This is a genomic window from Amphritea atlantica (genome assembly GCF_900111095.1).
In the GTDB taxonomy this organism is placed as follows: domain Bacteria; phylum Pseudomonadota; class Gammaproteobacteria; order Pseudomonadales; family Balneatricaceae; genus Amphritea; species Amphritea atlantica.
Window position 1 is genome coordinate 378,796 of sequence record NZ_FOGB01000001.1, and the last position, 16,402, is coordinate 395,197.

Here is a 16,402-nt window from a genome sequence, read left to right on the forward strand (position 1 = left end):
ATGCTGAGGGCTCCCTTCATGGTGAAAACTTTATTGCCCCGTTAATATTCTGATGTTGTGCCCCAACGATACCGCTATACTGCCTTACTGTATTCAGGGATTGAATTTCAGTTTTATATTAAGGACAGAGCATGGACACCGACACCGCTATCTATACCCCCCTAAAAACAATTTTTGGCTTTGAGCAGTTTCGCCCGGGTCAGGAACAAACGGTGAGTCAGTTACTGCAGGGACACTCCTCTCTGGCGATCTTTCCCACAGGCTCCGGTAAATCGCTTTGCTATCAGCTAACCGCGACTCAGTTACCCCATCTGACGCTGGTGGTCTCGCCCCTGCTGGCACTGATGAAAGATCAACTGACCTTTCTGGCCAGTAAGGGGATCCCGGCCGCCAGTATAGATTCGACTCTGACGCCGGAGCAAAACCGTCAGGTGATGAGCGATGTTCGTAACGGCATCACCAAAATTCTGATGGTCTCGGTTGAGCGCTTTAAGAATGAACGTTTCCGACAGTTTATTCAGTCAGTGCCGGTGTCGATGCTGGTGGTTGATGAGGCGCATTGTATCTCTGAGTGGGGACATAATTTCCGTCCTGATTATCTGAAGTTGCCAACCTATCGCCAGGCGCTGAATATTCCGCTGGTACTGCTATTAACCGCTACCGCGACCCGCAAGGTGAAGCTGGATATGGCGCGGAAATTTGATATTACCGAGGCACATATCGTGCAGACCGGCTTTTACCGGTCTAATCTGGATCTTTCTGTATTGCCGGTCACCTCAGCGGAAAAGTGTCCGCGCCTGGCTGAACTGATTGGTCAGCAGCAGGGTGCGGGAATTGTCTATGTGACTCTACAGCACACAGCAGAAGAGGTTGCCCGCTATCTGGTGCAGCAGGGGGTGAGTGCATCAGCTTATCATGCTGGTTTTGAAGATCAGAAACGGCAACAAATACAGGCTGACTTTATGGCAGGGCGTATCGGTGTGATTATCGCCACGATCGCTTTTGGCATGGGGATCGATAAAAGCAATATTCGCTTCGTTATACACTATGATCTGCCCAAGTCGATTGAAAACTATAGTCAGGAGATTGGCCGGGCAGGCCGGGATGGGTTGCCATCTGCCTGTATCACTCTGGCTAATCTGGATGGCCTGAATACCGTAGAAAACTTTGTTTATGGGGATACCCCGGAATTGAGTGGCATCGGGTATGTTGTTGATAATATCCGCCATGAGTCTCAGGGAGGACAGTGGGAGTTACAGCTGAATGCGTTATCCACGGCCAGTAATATCCGCCAGCTACCCCTGAAAACATTGTTGGTACAACTGGAGTTACTGGGCGTGTTGCAGCCTTTATATGCATATTTTGCCGATTTCAGATACAAACTGTTGCAACCACAAACGTCGATACTTGAACGGTTTAACGGTGAACGAAAAGCGTTTCTGACGGCAGTGCTGGCGCATACCCAATTCAAACGGGTCTGGGGGACTCTGGAGTTCGAAGCTCTGTTTAACGCTTATAACTGTGATCGTCAGCGGGTGGTTGCCGCTCTCGACTATCTGCAGGATCAGCGATTGATCGAGTTGGAAACCAAAAAAGTCACTGAGGTGTATGAGGTGAATCCCCAGGCACTCGCTGATCCCGCTTTAGGGCAACAGCTGTATGATTACTTTATTGATAAAGAGCGAAAAGAGATTGCCCGAATTGCAGCGCTGGTGAGGTTCTTCGAACTGGACAGCTGTCTTAGTCGCAATCTGGCGCTCTATTTTGATGATCACCAGAGCGCTGAAAACTGCGGTCACTGCTCCGTTTGTCGAGGTCATCCTGCTGTGCTTGAGTATTCCGAATCGCCCCGCTGGCCATCGGATCAGCAATTGATCGCGGATCTGACTGGTTTGTGTCAGCATCTTTCGGGTACGGTAACCCTGGATACCCAGTGCCGCTTTCTGGCCGGAATCAGTGTGCCGTTATTTACCCGCAACAAAGTGCGGCAACTAAGTGGATTCGCGAGTTGTGAGCGTCTGAGATATGCCGACATTCGAAAGAAAGTAGAGCAGTTATCGGTTTAAACGGTTTTGTCGTCTGGCAGCGCATAACGCTAAAATTTTTTGTTTTTCGTCCTCTGTCGCGCTATGCCAGATCAGTATTTCGTTGAGGGTTCGGTAACACCCCATACAGATATCATCGCTATCCAGGCAGCAGTTGCGAACACAGGGGGAGTCCACCCTGTACGCACTTGCTGTAGAAAGATGGAGGGGAGAGGCTTTCATCTTTCGATATCTTCCAGGTTAATAAGGATTCAGGCTTGGCATAAGGTCTTTTATGGCCGCTGACGATAAGCGCTCCGTTGACTGAGCACCAGCAGACAATATCAGACGTCTAACATAGAGCAACACTACTCAAAATCACACTTAAACAGGTCTGTTTTGTTTGAATAGTCTTTACCGATAGTAGTAATGTAGTCTATATCTAGTGATTTTTTGTTTAATTAAGCTCTATGTTTGGCTGTTTATGCAGTAGATTGATAAAAATTCTGGAGTGTCAATGTTGATTAAACTGACAGGGATCGCGCTGTTAACAGGACTGTTTTGTACTCACAGCTATGCTTCCGAGAGTGGTGCCGCTCTGGTTAAAGCGTTGCTGGATGAGGGGCGCTTCAACGAAGCGTACAACCTTGCGATGACCTATCTGCAGGGGTTTGAAGGCGATCCGGAGTTTGATTTTCAATATGGTGTTGCTGCCATCGACAGTGGTAATGTCAGCGAAGGTGTTTTTGCTCTGGAACGGGTTGCCTTTTCCGATCCGAAAAATCCGCTGGTGCGGCTTGAACTGGCGCGGGGCTACTATCTGTTACAGCAGTTTGATAAGGCGCAGCAGCTGTTTGAACAGGTGCTGTTACTCGATCCGCCAGATAATGTCCGTATCCGTATCGCGCAGTATCTTGATCTGATTGAGAAGAAACAATCCTTTCCCGCCACTCAGGTTAAGGGCTTCGTTGAGATCTGGCGCGGCTATGATAGTAATATTAATTCTGGCCCTGAGTCGCAAGCCAGTCTGGTGACGCTGACCAGCGATGCACTTGGCAGAGGAAACCAGTTTAACCGACTGCGAATGGGGACAACGGTTGAGCATCAGTATGCGGCTGACCGGCAACTGGATTTTACCCTGAAAGGCGATTTCACACGCTACGATGACGAAATGGCACAGGACTACACTATCCTGTCTGTGTCGGGCGGGCATACCTGGATAGAACATCAGAACCGTTATCGACTGGGCGTTGATCTGCAGCATTTCAGTCGTGATGGTCAGCGTTATCGTGATCTGTTGGGCATAAATGGCAGCTGGACTCATTCACCGGACAATCAGTCACAGCTGCGCTTATATGGCGGGATAAATCTGTTGGAATATGCTGAAGATAGCTGGAAGGATGCAACTCAGTATTATCTTGCCGGAAATTATCTGTTTACCGGTCGGGGCAACTGGAACCCCCTTTGGTTTGCCGGTGGTTTTGTCGGCCAGGAAACCCCGGATACCGCTGGAGTACTGGCAGATTCACAGGTTGATCGTGTTTTCTGGGGATCCAATATTGGTGTTCAGTTAGAACCCGGCAATGACCTTACCCTGACTCCTGTATTGACCTATCAGTCCAGCCACTACGCAGGTGATGACTGGATATATCAAGTCCGACGTAAGGATAACTTCGCCATTCTGAATATCAATCTTGAATGGGCCGTAGAGAAAAACTGGACCGTATTGGCTGATTTAAGCTCTTACCATGCGGATTCCAATATTGAGCTATATGAGTATGACCGTCATCAGGGGATGCTGGGTCTGCGCTATAGCTTCAGGTGAGGTAGATTTATGAAGTCTATGCTGTTTAGTCTGATATTAATGTTGTGCTCGGGAGCGGTTTCTGCCGCCGAAGCTGTGGCCAGTGTGATATTGAGTTTCGGTGAGAATGTTGCGGTGGCTGCAGATGGCAGTGAGAGGGTGTTGAAACGGCATTCTGAAGTTTATGCCAATGATTTATTAAAAACCGGACCAGGAGGGCGGCTACAGCTACGGTTCAGCGATAACTCCCGGCTGGCCCTGAAAGCTGCTACTGAATTTCGTATTGCGGAGTATCAGTTTGAACAAAAGAAGCCGGAGGAGGGGAAAGCCCTCTTTCAGTTGCTAAAAGGGGGGATGCGGACGATTTCTGGGCAGATTGGCAAGCCGAACAAAGAAAATTATCGTCTGGAGACAACTGTGGCCACTATCGGCATTCGTGGCACCCACTACGGTGTTGAGTACACCGGTGAGGGGATCTATTGTGAAACCATTGAGGGGGCTATTCAGGTTACCAGCGATCATCAGACTATTCTGGTGAGTGCCGGAGAGGGCGCCTGGTGGGGGAGTAATGGCAATGTCAGAAAAGGCAGTGCAACCGGGCAGACAGGGGATTATATCCTGCGCAAAAAAGTCCAGTCTGATGCACTTACTTCCGATGAGCAAAACGAAGAGCCTGAGGACGACAGCAAGCTGGCGGGTACCATTCCGGCGACGGACCCCGAACTTGAGGGGGACTATTCCGATGATGGGCGTTCCGGTCAGCCGGAACTGCCCGATCCCACCGGTAATGGTACCAGAGCACCGGATGGCGCTCTGGTTGCTGTTGCCTTTACCCGGGATGATAAGGCTAAAGGGTACCTGTCCGGAAATGGCTCGGTCGTGGCGGGCAGCGCTTCTGGTATCGCTATCGATAACAGTGCCGGCGGTCTGGTGACGGGTATCAGCTACAAGGACAATAAGCCGAATACCACGCCCCATGCCTGTTCCCCCTGTATTTTTACCGGTGGTGACGATACCGGGTTTGTCTCCGGCAGCGGTACTGCAACCCTGGGGGGGGCTGAGATCTCCTGGGGGCGCTGGAATGCAGGGTTTGAGCTGAAAGAGAATAATACCGTTCAGACTCTGGCGGGTGGTTTCCACTACATGTATAGCGATAGCCTGACGACCCAGGCACAGCTTGATGCGCTGACAACGGCGCGCAGTGGGTCTTATCTGTATACCTTTACCAATGGCTCAACCAGTTTGACTGCGCCACAGATCGAAACCGGCGCGACCGGATCACTGGTTGGATATGGCAGCGGTGCAGTTGCCCCTGGACGTGTTTACGGGGGGACCTACGTGCTGGTGAACTGGGATTCTCTTGAGATCGAACAGGTGAGTATAAAAGCCGATGTAAATGATGGTACCGGTATTCGCAGTTTTAACCTGACTGAGGCGGTTGATAAACAGGGCGTTGCTGTGAAAACATCGCTGAATGATGTTCTGCAGGGGGGGGAGTTAACGCTTGCCGGTAGCTGTAGTGGCGGTCAGTGTTCTGTGGGAGGGAACGATACCGCGATGAACGGGCAGATGACCTTTGATCTGGTTGGAAACCGGGCCGATGGCGCGATTTCCTCTTATGGTGCATCAGGGTCCAGCCCTGTAAATAAGGATATTACGGTGGTTGGAACGGTGCTGCTGGATAGCAGTGGTCCAGCCCCTTAACGCCCCCTTGCCTTAACGGATCATTGAACCTTTCTGACGTATCAGATCAATCCAGAGTGATGACCTCGCCCTGATGCAACCGGTCGATCTGTCGCTGTGGTAACAGTCGGCGGCACTGTTGCATGATGCTATCTTCCGCACCTGGCTTCAGATGGGTTATCGCTATACGAGGATTGTGCTCCAGCTGTTCCAGTTGACCGGTTAGTAGTGATGGTGTGAGATGGCCGCTGGTTCTGGCTAACTTGTCAGACTCATCAGCAAAGGATACATCGATAATCAGCAGATCGGGTTTGCGCTGATTCAGAATAGGCCAGAGTTTATCATTGACACCGGTATCGCCGGTAAACACAAAGCTGTTGTGGCCATTATTAATCAGGTAGCCGACTGTGGGTGTTGGGTGCTCCGCCGGTATGACTTCGACCGTTTTATCCTGAATCGTCAGTACGTCGCCGATCTCAATCGGGTGCAGATTGATAATGGGCTGTTGTTCGGGAAGCTGGGTGTAGTCGGGCCAGATAGTCCAGTTAAAAATATGCTGTTCAAGCGCGCTGACCACCGCCGGTTCTGCGTAGACATTGACAGGCTTCTTATGACTGTCAAAGATGGTGGCCAGCATAAGCGGCAAGCCGATAATGTGGTCCAGATGGCCATGGGTGATAACGACATCGCGGATGCCCAGCAGTCGTTCCATCGACAGTAACTCTACCCCGGTTCCTGCATCCAGCAGAAGGGTGTCATCTATCAGAAACGTTGTGGTTTTCAGTCCCGGACCAATACCACCGCTACATCCCAGAATCTCAATTTTCACGTATATCTCCGACTGTGCAGACACAGGCTTTTCATTCTAATACCCCGGCATACTGTTTCTTTTATAACACAGAGGCTGCCTGGCATACAGTCAGCTTAAACCATTATAGAGATAAGTTCTGTACTAAAAATGAGAGGTTCGCTACAACCTGAGGGGAATTGCAGGATATGATAAGGCGATAGCTCATTTAAGGTCAGGTAGCCTGGGGCTGGATAACCCCTGTTGATATTCACTATCGGTATAAGCAATGAAACAGCGCAAAACCCGCACACTGATGGGCATCATACTGACGTTGTTGATGTTGATCCCTGTTTTTCAGGACAGCAGACCTGCCTTGTTGCAGCGTTTTGAGTACGATCTCTATGATATTCGTCTGAAGCACTTTGCAAAGCGGGAGCAGGATCCGCGTATTGTTATCGTTGATGTGGATGAAAAGAGTCTTGCGGAGCAGGGACGGTGGCCCTGGAACCGGGCGAAGCTAGCGCAGCTGCTGGACCAGCTGTTTGACCATTATGGTGTCGCTATCGCAGGTTTTGACATGGTGTTTTCTGAAGCCGATAGCAGTATCGATCTGGAGCAGTTAACAACACTGTTGCTGGAAGCCGATCAGATTCCCGATCTGCAGCACTTTTTACAACAGCTTAATCCTGACCAGCGGCTGGCAGCAGCCATCCGCGAACGCCCGGTGGTGCTGGGCTACTCCTTCGACCGCAGTGATCGTCAGCTGCAGGCCGGTGATCCCGGCATCGCGGTGATCCAATCGTCCCCTTTGCTGGACCAGCAACCGATACCCCGGGCTTCAGGTATTATTGCCAGCGTTGATGGACTCCACAGTCAGCAGGCTTATAGCGGCTTTTTCGACAACCCGATGGTGGACAGTGACGGGGTTTACCGCAGGGTGCCTATGTTGCAGAAGTATCAGGGGCAGTATTATCCCTCGCTTTCGCTGGCGATCTGGCTGGCACTGTTTGATGAGCGGCAGGTAATCCCGGAGTTTGAAGCCGATCTTTTTGGTGATCATCAGGCATTAGTGGCGATCAGTGCTGGAGGTCAGAAGATCCCTGTGGATAGTTCTGCCGCTATGCTGGTGCCTTACCGGGGCGGAAAAGGCAGCTTTCCCTACATCTCGGCAACGGATGTGATGAACGGCCTGGCGGAGCCTGCTCAGCTAAACGGCGCGATTGTGCTGATCGGTACCAGTGCGGCAGGTTTACTTGATCTTCGGGTGACCCCAGTCAGTAGCCGTTATCCAGGAGTGGAAGTACACGCTAACATTCTCTCGGGGTTGCTGGATAATCGCATTTTCAGCGAACCGGATTACACCGCTGCTGTGGAGATTATACAGTTACTGATCAGTGGCATTTTGTTATCGGTTCTGATCCCCCGCAGTTCAGTGACCTTCTCAACCCTGATTACTCTGGGTTGGGCTGCCTGTCTGACCGCTTTCAACCTGTATGCCTGGCAGAGTCTTTACTGGGTTATTCCTCTGGGTTACACACTGTTTCTGGTGTTACTGCTTTATCTGTTTCAGCAAACCACCGGTTACTTTTTCGAAACACGCAATGTTAAACAGTTGGCGGGACAGTTTGGTCACTATATTCCCCCCGAAGTAGTGCGGGAGCTGGGTAGGCAGGAGGAGGGCGTACATCTGAGCGGTGAAAACCGGGATATGACGATTTTTTTCTCTGATATCAGGGGGTTTACGCGAATCTCTGAACAGCTGGCACCGCAGCAACTGACCCGTATGATGAATATCTATCTGACCGAAATGACCCATATTATTCATCTGCAACATGGTACGGTTGATAAATATATTGGCGATGCGGTTATGGCGTTCTGGGGGGCACCACTGAAGGATGATGATCATGTCCGGCACGGCCTGGATGCGGCGCTGGCGATGCTTCAGCAACTGCCAATCGTTAATCAGCGTTTAGTTGCTGAGGGGCTGCCTGAAGTTGAAATAGGTATCGGTCTGCATGCTGGTATCATGAGTGTCGGCAACATGGGCTCTGAGTTCCGCATGGCATATACAGTGATGGGGGATGCGGTCAATCTCGCCTCCCGGCTGGAGGGCCTGACCCGGTTTTACGGCTGTCCGTTGCTGGTCAGCGGTGAACTCTGTGAACGCTTGCCCGGTTATATCTACAGGCAGATTGATCGGGTGCAGGTGAAAGGGCGCCTTGAGCCAGTCGAGCTGTTTCAGCCGATGTCAGTCGCTAACACTGAGGACGCTGATCTGGCCGAGCGGGTAGCATCGTTTAATCAGGGGGTTGCTCTTTACCGTGAGCAACAGTGGGCGTCTTCCCGGGAACGGTTTCAGCAATGGCTGGCACATACTCCATCCGACAGCGTCGCAACGATCTATCTCCAGCGTATCGCTGAGTTAGAGCAAAACAGTCCAGGAAAAGAGTGGCATGCTGTGTTCAGTCATCAGCTAAAGTAGCCCGTGGCTGTCCGTTACTGAACAAGCCCGGGAAGGGTGGTCAGATCAACCTGATCGATCTGTCTGGGGGCCATATGGCGGTTAGCGTATTCAAGATAGGCTCCGCTCTCAACAAAGATAGTAAACAGATTAGCATCGAGATGATCATCCTCCACCATGAGGCCGATAATGTTCATCGCCTGAGATAACAGCATCCCCTTTTTATAGGGGCGGTCCGGGGATGTCAGCGCTTCAAAGATATCAGCAATACACATAATTCTGGCGCGCAACGATATCTGATCACCTTTCAAACCTCTGGGGTAGCCGCTTCCGTCCAGGTGTTCATGATGATTGCAGGCAATCTCAGGCACCTGGGCTAAGTGCTTTGGGTAGGGAAGGGACTCCAGCATATCGATAGTAACTTTGATATGGTCCCGCATCACCTGAATCTCGCTGGGCAGCAACGTGCCTTTGCGAATACAGAGGTTTTCTGTCTCATCTTCCGTCAGCAGCTGTCGCAGGTTACCATCGTTGTCGGTCCAGGTGATTGCCGCAATCTGTCTGATGCGGTCGACATCCTCATCAGCCATAAATTCAGAACCGGTGTTACTCTGTTTCAGGAAAGCGATCTCTTCGTCGAGTTTACTGCACCGCTCTTCCATCTGCTTCTCAGCAAGCTTAGCTTCCGCAGCGGAAAGCCCGTGTAGCGTGCGGTAATGATCCAGCTGCAGCTGCAGTTTATATTCACGGAAGCGGGATTCCAGCAGCTCGATGCGATCAAACATCGTGTGCAGCTTAGTGGCTTTGTCGATAATGTATTCGGGAGAGGTTATTTTGCCGCAGTCGTGAAGCCAGGCGGCAATACGCAGTTCATACATCTCCTGGTTATTAAACTGAGTATCAGCATATTTGTTTCTGACACTTTCGTTGACCGCTTCAGCCAGTAACATAGCGATCTCCGGGACCTGCTCACAGTGCTTCCCGGTCACCGGGGATTTATGGTCAATGGCGCGTCCCATCAGTTTGATAAAGGATTCAAACAGCTCTCTCTGAGCATCAATCAGTCGTCGTTTTGTCAGTACGGTAGCGGCCAGAGAAGCCAGGGATTCGACCAGGTGTTGCTGGTCCGCCGGGAAGGCGATCACCTGATTATCGGCGTTCATCGCATTGATCAGCTGGAGAACACCGATAATCTCACCTTCATGGTCCACCAGAGGTACACAGAGGAAGGATTTTGATCGATAGTTCAACTGCTTATCAAATTTACGCGTACCGGAGAAATCGTATTTATCGGAGCTGTAAGCATCCGTAATATTGATCGTTTCCCGCTGCACAAATGTTTGTACCACTACTAAGTTGGACGCTTGCTTCTGAGAGTTATAAATCTCTACTGTGGGCATATCCCGGGGTTTGCGGTGAATACCCAGTGAGCGGTTATGGAGAATGGTAAAATGGAGTTCGTTGTCATTCTCTTCATTGCGGGTATAGAGGGTGCCGCCATCTGAATTGGTCAGATACATACAGCCCAGAATAATCCTGTCCAGTAACCTGATATGATCTGTTTCAGTGGTCAGAGCACTTGTCAGATCCGCAAGCTGATTGACGATTTCGTGTGTATCCAGATGATGCATGTTTCTAACCAGTGATAGTCCTTGGGTTGAGTTAAATGTGACGTTGCTTGGGCTCAGTGTCAAGGTGAATAAAGCGCGAAATCTACTAATCGGGATAAGATTGCGATGAAAAGCTGAATATTGTCTATATCCAATGGTTTTCTGCGTTTTTTGCGCTACTCCTTTGATAAAATTGAGATCTGAATCCTTGGAATAAGACCGCTTACAACGCGAGCTTCGGGCTGCATCTATTGCTGTATACCCGCGTTTTTATAGCAGTCCAGAAAACCTTGAGGAGTTGTTATGCTGAATATGGATTTCAACCAGTCGGTGAGTATTAGCACCCATCGACAGAGCTGGGTTACCAGTCCGATGCCGGGTGTCTGGCGTAAACCATTGGCGCGGGAGGACGCAGAGCAGGGGCATGCGACCAGTATTGTGCGTTATGATCCGGGAGCCAGCTTCTCCTCTCATGGGCATCCGAAAGGTGAAGAGATTCTGGTACTGCAGGGCGTGTTTTCCGATCAGACTGGAGATTATGCTGCAGGCACCTATTTTCGTAACCCTGAGGGGTTTAGTCATGCACCTTTCAGTCATGAAGGCTGCATTATTCTGGTGAAACTGCATCAGTTTCAGCCGGATGACCGGGCGCATCTGACTGTTCAGACCGATACCGCATCATGGGGTGGGACAGAGAGTGTACTGCAACGACTGGATCTGCATCAGCATAACGATGAGCAGGTGTTTATGCTCAAGAGCCAGGCCGATGTGGAACTGGATCTGAGCAACGCCCTAAAGGGGTTGGAGCTGTTTGTGATTGAAGGAGAACTGTTTGAAAATCAGCAGCTCTTTTCGCAGGGCTGCTGGATTCGTCGTCCCCGTGCCGCTCACCGCTATCGTTTAGGTCCCGGTACGCGGGTGTGGATCAAGGTTAACCATCTGTCCTGATATGCGTATTATTTTTAGCCGTAAAGGGTTTGATTCCTCCTCAGGCGGGTGCCCCAGCCCTGTGTTGCCGGATGGGCGACTCGTCACACTGCCCATTCCCGATACTGAATCAAAGATCTGTTACCGGGAACTGCACATTGAGGGTATCAATACCGGACGTCTGGTATCACAGCTGAGCGGCGCCAAAATTAAAAGTAGCAGTACCGCTCATCTTGATCCCGATCTTATCAAAGGTCACCTGCCCAGGCTGGCAGGCTGGTGCCCATCGTTGGGGCAAACCGGATCAGCTCAGGGCCATCTGAGAAACCAACAGGTTCAGCCCGGTGATCTGTTCCTCTTTTTTGGACTGTTTCGCGATGCTGAGATTTATCAGCGCCGCTGGCGCTTTATCCCCGGGACGACTGCCCGCCATCTGTTATGGGGGTGGTTACAGATCGATGAGATTGTGCCGGTTGATCGTCTGGCTCCGGGAGAGCGTCCCTGGCTGCAGGATCATCCCCATCTACACGGCGTTCCCGATAGTCATAACACCCTCTATCTGGCACGTCGGTCTCTCTCTTTACCAGGGTTGCAGCATATTCCCGGAAGCGGCGTTTTTGAACGGTTTGCGTCAAAACTGCAATTGACAATGCCTGGCTCTCCTAAGCCCAGCCTATGGCAGTTACCGACCTGGTTTTACCCTGCTGATCGTCCACCATTGAGCTATCACCACAACGCTGAGCGGTGGCATCTTAACCCGCAGTACTGCGTGCTAAAGGCAGCCGCCCGGGGCCAGGAGTTTGTATTGCAGGCCAGTCATTACCCTGAAAGTGGTGACTGGCTGCGTCAACTGTTTGCAGCCGATTAACTGCGCCTGTGGTGGTTCAGTTTTCGGGCATTGCCGGGTGTTATTCCAAAAAAACGTTTGAACGCCCGGGAGAACCCCGATACGTCTGAGAACCCCAGTTCATCTGCCAGAACACTCTGAGGTGCATCGCTGTTTTGCAGCAGAAAGCGGGCCCGGTGCATGCGTCGTGTCATGATGTATTGCTGAGGTGTCTGAGAAAGTTCTTTCTGACAGAGATAATAGAAATGGCTTTCGCTGAGGTTCAGGGCGTTAGCCAGCTCCATATTGCCCGGTGGAGAAGAGAGTCGCTGATCGATGTAGCTGTTCAGTTTGCTAAGGTTGAGTCGTGGGTTTTTGCTGTCAGTGACGGGTGTTGCTGAGTATTGCTGGCATAGCTGAGTGATAAACAGGGTAATGATCTGACAATTGATCTGATAGCGGCTTTGCTCACTGATCTGCTGGCTGCTTTTGGCGAGCTGGCTTGCCGCAAAATCCAGCATCGGTAACATCTGCGGGGATAGGGTAATGAACTCGGGCTGTTTCAGTATGGTCTCTTTAAAGGAGAGATTACAGCTCTGCTCCAACGCCTGAATATAGGGGTCAAAGGGGGCCAGATCGATCACCAGAAGCTCACTCTCCTCATTCAGACCGCTAAACAGATGGGGCTCACCATCGGGCGCTATGGCCAGCGTGCCAGTGGCGATCTGCCCGCTCTGCCGGGTGAATTCGCACTCCATCCTGCCATTCAGACCGATCAGAATCTGCGCGAAGTCATGCAGATGTTCTCCACTCTGACGGGCAATAAGGTTGCGACGGGCCAGGCTCTCTTTCATACGATGAATGTTCCGGTTAACTCGATATGCTTCAGAGTCTGAGACAATAAATTGGTAGTCTGAGACAACCCCTGGAGCGTATTTCCAGCTAACATTACTGAAAACGGCTAAATAAGAGAAGCAGTTATGCAACTGAACGCGAAACAGGTCCGTGAAGCACTGCCCTGGGATCGATTGATCGAAGCACTTAATGAGATTTTTACCAAACAGGTTTCTGCCCCTGTTCGCCATCATCATAGCATCAATGTGCCCAATGAACCTCAGGCGACCCTGTTGCTCATGCCCGCCTGGCTGGAAGGCGAGTACCTGGGGGTGAAACTGGTGAATGTGTTCCCCGGTAACAGTGCCCGGGGTCTGCCGGGTTTGAACAGTCACTATATCCTGTCGTCCGCAAAAACGGGCGAGCCGCTGGCCCAGCTGGATGCCAACGAACTGACCGCTCGGCGAACCGCTGCGGCTTCTGCGATGGCATCCGCCTACCTTTCCCGTGAGGACTCAACTGAACTGTTAATGGTTGGGGCCGGGCGGATGAGTCGCTATCTGATACCGGCGCATATGAGTGTGCGGCCGATTGCCAACGTGCGGGTGTGGAACCGTAATGAGGCTACGGCAGCAAATTTAGTCGCAGAGCTGAAAGCCGACGGAATTCAGGCAGAGATTTGCCCTGTGGAGCAGTTGGAGGCCGCTGCGAAAACAGCCGATATCATCAGCTGTGCAACACTCTCTACCACCCCCCTGATTAAAGGCGAGTGGCTCAAACCCGGTGCTCATCTGGATCTGGTAGGGAGTTTCACCCCCACAATGCGAGAGACCGATAACATTGCGATGCAACGCTGCTCGGTATTTGTCGATGTGCGTGCTGGAGCTCTGAGTGAAACCGGCGATCTGATTATGCCGATCAGGGAGGGGGCGATTACCGAAGAGGTTATCAAAGCAGAGTTTGCGGAACTGTGCAGCGGTCAGCATAGAGGGCGGGCTGAACTGGACGATTCGCAAAATGCTATCACTCTGTTTAAATCGGTGGGGGATTCTCGTGAAGATCTGGCTGCGGCGGTGCTGGCGTATCAGCAGAGCGAGCAGTATCAGAATTGATTCTGGCTGAACACCAGCCCGTCAGATTTTAGGAAAAAGCAGATGGCATTATCAGAGATGGCGCAGTGCGATGAACACTTCAATGGTTCGGTCGCGGTTATTGGCGCGGGAGTGGTCGGGCTCTGCTGTGCCCTGGAGGCGCAGCGTAAGGGTTATCAGGTGACGCTGTTTGATCGCGATGAAGCGGGTTTGGGAGCTTCATTTGGTAATGCAGGGTATCTGGCGACCGAGTTGATTGAGCCGCTTTCAAATCCACAAATCCTGCGCTCAGCGCTGCCACTATGGCTGAATCCGAAGGGACCGCTATTTCTGCCACTGCAATATTTTATGCGCATTATCCCCTGGCTGTTCCGTTTTGTTGGCTCATCGGCTCCAGAAGTACTGCGGCGGAGTCGCAAAGGCCTGATTCAGTTAAACAGAGAAGCCATTGCCGCCTGGCAGCGTTGTCTGACGGATATTGACGCCACTGAGCAGATTGTAAAGTCTGGTTATCTGCTGGTGTGGGAATCAGCCGATAAAATCGAGGCTGCCCGCCAGCACCAGGCCTGGTTGAGGAATAACCATATTGACGCCGAGCTGGTTCAGGGAGAACGGTTGGCGCAACTGGAACCTGAGCTGGCCAAAACCGTGAGTCATGCGCTGTTTTTTCCGGATGCCTGCCGTGTCAGCGAACCTTATCAGCTGTGCACGCGGTTGTTTTCGGCCTTTATAGAGCGCGGCGGAGCGTTTATTCAGCAAAACATTACTCAGGTCAAACCATCCAGCCAACAGGTGACAGTTCTCACTGAATCGCAGGATCAGCGCTATGACACTGCGATGATCTGTGCAGGCGCCTGGAGCAAAACGCTATTGAGTGATTTGGGGGTTAATGTGCCGCTGGAGGCTGAGCGGGGCTATCATCTGACGATCCCGGAAGCCGGTTTCATGCTCAGACATACGATCGGTTCCGCTGAGCGGCGTTTTGTCATGGGACCTCTGGACAGCGGCTTGCGGGTGGTGGGGATGACCGAGCTGGGGGGACTGAAGCTTCCTCCCTTTAAACAGCGCTTCGATGTGTTGCGCTACCATAGCCGTCAGCTTCTGCCTGGCCTGGATACACCAGAGCTTGAAGTCAGAGAGTGGATGGGGCACCGGCCAACGTTGCCGGATTCGCTGCCAGTGATTGATCGGCATCCACAACACCCGCAGATATTGTTTGCTTTTGGCCATCAGCATCTGGGATTAACTCAGGCCGCCGTTACCGCTGAACTGACACTCAAACTGCTGCAAAAAGAGGCCAGTATGATTGATATGAGTCTGTTTAAGGTGAACCGTTTTTAATCGATGACGGGGCAGCAGCGTTATGATGTTATTGTATCCTGTACCCGTTTTAATCCCCCGACTGAAAGCGGCGCGATGGCCGCTTATTTCATTTTAACGATTAAATTTCATTCGATTGTCATCATGTTTAACTTGCAGGCGGCGCTTTTTTTTCTATAATTGACGAATCGTCATTTATATAGAGGTCTGTATGAGTCCACGTCAAATCGATAGTCAAACCCGCGATCAGCGTGAAGAGGAGTTGCTGGATGCAGCGATGATTCTGATCGGTGCTCAGGGCGTCGAAGGGTTGACGATGGATAAGCTGGTGAGTGCAGTACCTTATTCCAAAGGCACCGTATACGGCCATTTCAGTGGAAAAGAGGACCTGTTGCTGGCGTTGTGTAACCGCGGTATGGCACTGTTAGTCAGCATGTTCAAAAGGGCTGAATCATTTGAAGGTGTCACCCGGGAGCGGCTGTTAGCCTGGATCTATGGTTATCAGCTTTACGCCCGTCTTTACCCCATGTTTTTTATGCTGGTTATTACCGCGAAAGCACCTGGCGTGGCTGAAAAGTCCTCAGAGCGGCAGCGTGAAAAACATATTCAGCTTCAGGCATTACTGAGTGAAGGGCTGCTTGGGCTTATTCGGCAGGCACTGGAAACCGCTGAATGTGGTAACCCATTGAATATGACTGCTGAGCAGATCGCGTTTGCTAACTGGTCGGCATCGTTTGGCTCAATCTCTTTGCTCAGTAAAGGGACTGACAGGTGCAATATCCGTGCAGGTCTTGAGTTAGAAGAATCTCTGCTGGCCAATGTGAGTCTTGTTCTGGATGGCCTGAACTGGCGTCCTTTATCTTCCCTGTTTGACTACAACACCAGTCTTGAACGTATCCGTTGCGAGATCTTTGCCGATGAAGTTGCAATGTTAACCGCTGGAGAGATGAATCAGGAGCGTTGCAGCAGTCTATAGACTGTGATTTAGCCGACGGCATAGCCGTTTTTTTTAAAATTTAACACTGACGAATC

The 16,402-nt window shown here is 51.2% G+C and carries 13 protein-coding genes; 9 read left to right on the plus strand and 4 right to left on the minus strand.

Translation table 11 applies throughout. From position 1 onward, the window contains the following. Positions 1–131 precede the first annotated feature (131 nt). Entirely contained in the window at positions 132–2,066 is a 1,935-nt protein-coding gene (locus tag BMY09_RS01700; protein WP_091353088.1) for a RecQ family ATP-dependent DNA helicase, read from the plus strand. On the opposite strand, the gene BMY09_RS01705 is transcribed toward BMY09_RS01700, so the two are convergent. Continuing rightward, complete coding sequence (locus BMY09_RS01705) at positions 2,055–2,267, minus strand: DUF1289 domain-containing protein (protein ID WP_091353090.1); 213 nt, start codon at positions 2,265–2,267, stop codon at positions 2,055–2,057. The genes BMY09_RS01700 and BMY09_RS01705 overlap by 12 nt on opposite strands. 274 nt (positions 2,268–2,541) lie before the next feature. On the opposite strand from BMY09_RS01705, the gene BMY09_RS01710 reads away from it, so the two are divergent. Then, the gene (locus BMY09_RS01710; protein ID WP_245756479.1) at positions 2,542–3,849 is read left to right on the plus strand and encodes a tetratricopeptide repeat protein; all 1,308 of its coding nucleotides are present in this window, start codon (positions 2,542–2,544) and stop codon (positions 3,847–3,849) included. A 9-nt stretch (positions 3,850–3,858) separates the two neighbouring features. Beyond that, complete coding sequence (locus BMY09_RS01715) at positions 3,859–5,532, plus strand: FecR family protein (RefSeq protein ID WP_091353092.1); 1,674 nt, start codon at positions 3,859–3,861, stop codon at positions 5,530–5,532. A 46-nt stretch (positions 5,533–5,578) separates the two neighbouring features. Here BMY09_RS01715 and BMY09_RS01720 read toward each other — a convergent pair whose 3' ends face one another. Continuing rightward, positions 5,579–6,340, minus strand: coding sequence for an MBL fold metallo-hydrolase (locus BMY09_RS01720; RefSeq protein ID WP_091353909.1), 762 nt, complete (start codon positions 6,338–6,340; stop codon positions 5,579–5,581). Between the two features lie 247 nt (positions 6,341–6,587). Here BMY09_RS01720 and BMY09_RS01725 point away from each other — a divergent pair, with 247 nt between their 5' ends. Next, entirely contained in the window at positions 6,588–8,783 is a 2,196-nt protein-coding gene (locus tag BMY09_RS01725) for a CHASE2 domain-containing protein (RefSeq protein WP_091353095.1), read from the plus strand. Between the two features lie 14 nt (positions 8,784–8,797). Here BMY09_RS01725 and BMY09_RS01730 read toward each other — a convergent pair whose 3' ends face one another. After that, complete coding sequence (locus BMY09_RS01730; protein WP_091353098.1) at positions 8,798–10,393, minus strand: HD domain-containing phosphohydrolase; 1,596 nt, start codon at positions 10,391–10,393, stop codon at positions 8,798–8,800. 282 nt (positions 10,394–10,675) lie between these two features. Here BMY09_RS01730 and BMY09_RS01735 point away from each other — a divergent pair, with 282 nt between their 5' ends. Next, entirely contained in the window at positions 10,676–11,320 is a 645-nt protein-coding gene (locus BMY09_RS01735) for a cupin domain-containing protein (protein ID WP_091353100.1), read from the plus strand. Between the two features lies 1 nt (position 11,321). Further along, positions 11,322–12,167 (plus strand): Nmad3 family putative nucleotide modification protein, encoded by an 846-nt coding sequence (locus BMY09_RS01740; RefSeq protein ID WP_091353103.1) that lies wholly within the window; start codon positions 11,322–11,324, stop codon positions 12,165–12,167. On the opposite strand, the gene BMY09_RS01745 is transcribed toward BMY09_RS01740, so the two are convergent. Then, the gene (locus BMY09_RS01745) at positions 12,164–12,979 is read right to left on the minus strand and encodes an AraC family transcriptional regulator (protein WP_091353106.1); all 816 of its coding nucleotides are present in this window, start codon (positions 12,977–12,979) and stop codon (positions 12,164–12,166) included. The genes BMY09_RS01740 and BMY09_RS01745 overlap by 4 nt on opposite strands. Before the next feature lie 126 nt (positions 12,980–13,105). Here BMY09_RS01745 and lhpI point away from each other — a divergent pair, with 126 nt between their 5' ends. The 3 genes from lhpI (at position 13,106) to BMY09_RS01760 (ending at position 16,346) form a co-directional block, all read left to right on the plus strand. Further along, positions 13,106–14,071, plus strand: a complete 966-nt coding sequence (lhpI, locus tag BMY09_RS01750) for a bifunctional Delta(1)-pyrroline-2-carboxylate/Delta(1)-piperideine-2-carboxylate reductase (protein ID WP_091353109.1) — start codon at positions 13,106–13,108, stop codon at positions 14,069–14,071. A 42-nt stretch (positions 14,072–14,113) separates the two neighbouring features. Beyond that, positions 14,114–15,391, plus strand: a complete 1,278-nt coding sequence (locus tag BMY09_RS01755; protein ID WP_217647370.1) for an NAD(P)/FAD-dependent oxidoreductase — start codon at positions 14,114–14,116, stop codon at positions 15,389–15,391. Positions 15,392–15,581: 190 nt separating this feature from the next. Further along, the gene (locus BMY09_RS01760) at positions 15,582–16,346 is read left to right on the plus strand and encodes a TetR/AcrR family transcriptional regulator (protein ID WP_091353111.1); all 765 of its coding nucleotides are present in this window, start codon (positions 15,582–15,584) and stop codon (positions 16,344–16,346) included. Positions 16,347–16,402 lie beyond the last annotated feature (56 nt).

What these genes read in the sequence shown, in the direction of transcription:
- BMY09_RS01745 (WP_091353106.1), bottom strand. Translation starts at nt 12,979, where the DNA reads ATGAAAGAGAGCCTGGCCCGTCGCAACCTTATTGCCCGTCAGAGTGGA.
- BMY09_RS01735 (WP_091353100.1), top strand. Translation starts at nt 10,676, where the DNA reads ATGCTGAATATGGATTTCAACCAGTCGGTGAGTATTAGCACCCATCGA.
- lhpI (WP_091353109.1), top strand. Translation starts at nt 13,106, where the DNA reads ATGCAACTGAACGCGAAACAGGTCCGTGAAGCACTGCCCTGGGATCGA.
- BMY09_RS01700 (WP_091353088.1), top strand. Translation starts at nt 132, where the DNA reads ATGGACACCGACACCGCTATCTATACCCCCCTAAAAACAATTTTTGGC.
- BMY09_RS01715 (WP_091353092.1), top strand. Translation starts at nt 3,859, where the DNA reads ATGAAGTCTATGCTGTTTAGTCTGATATTAATGTTGTGCTCGGGAGCG.
- BMY09_RS01730 (WP_091353098.1), bottom strand. Translation starts at nt 10,393, where the DNA reads ATGCATCATCTGGATACACACGAAATCGTCAATCAGCTTGCGGATCTG.
- BMY09_RS01705 (WP_091353090.1), bottom strand. Translation starts at nt 2,267, where the DNA reads ATGAAAGCCTCTCCCCTCCATCTTTCTACAGCAAGTGCGTACAGGGTG.
- BMY09_RS01725 (WP_091353095.1), top strand. Translation starts at nt 6,588, where the DNA reads ATGAAACAGCGCAAAACCCGCACACTGATGGGCATCATACTGACGTTG.
- BMY09_RS01740 (WP_091353103.1), top strand. Translation starts at nt 11,322, where the DNA reads ATGCGTATTATTTTTAGCCGTAAAGGGTTTGATTCCTCCTCAGGCGGG.
- BMY09_RS01755 (WP_217647370.1), top strand. Translation starts at nt 14,114, where the DNA reads ATGGCATTATCAGAGATGGCGCAGTGCGATGAACACTTCAATGGTTCG.
- BMY09_RS01760 (WP_091353111.1), top strand. Translation starts at nt 15,582, where the DNA reads ATGAGTCCACGTCAAATCGATAGTCAAACCCGCGATCAGCGTGAAGAG.
- BMY09_RS01710 (WP_245756479.1), top strand. Translation starts at nt 2,542, where the DNA reads ATGTTGATTAAACTGACAGGGATCGCGCTGTTAACAGGACTGTTTTGT.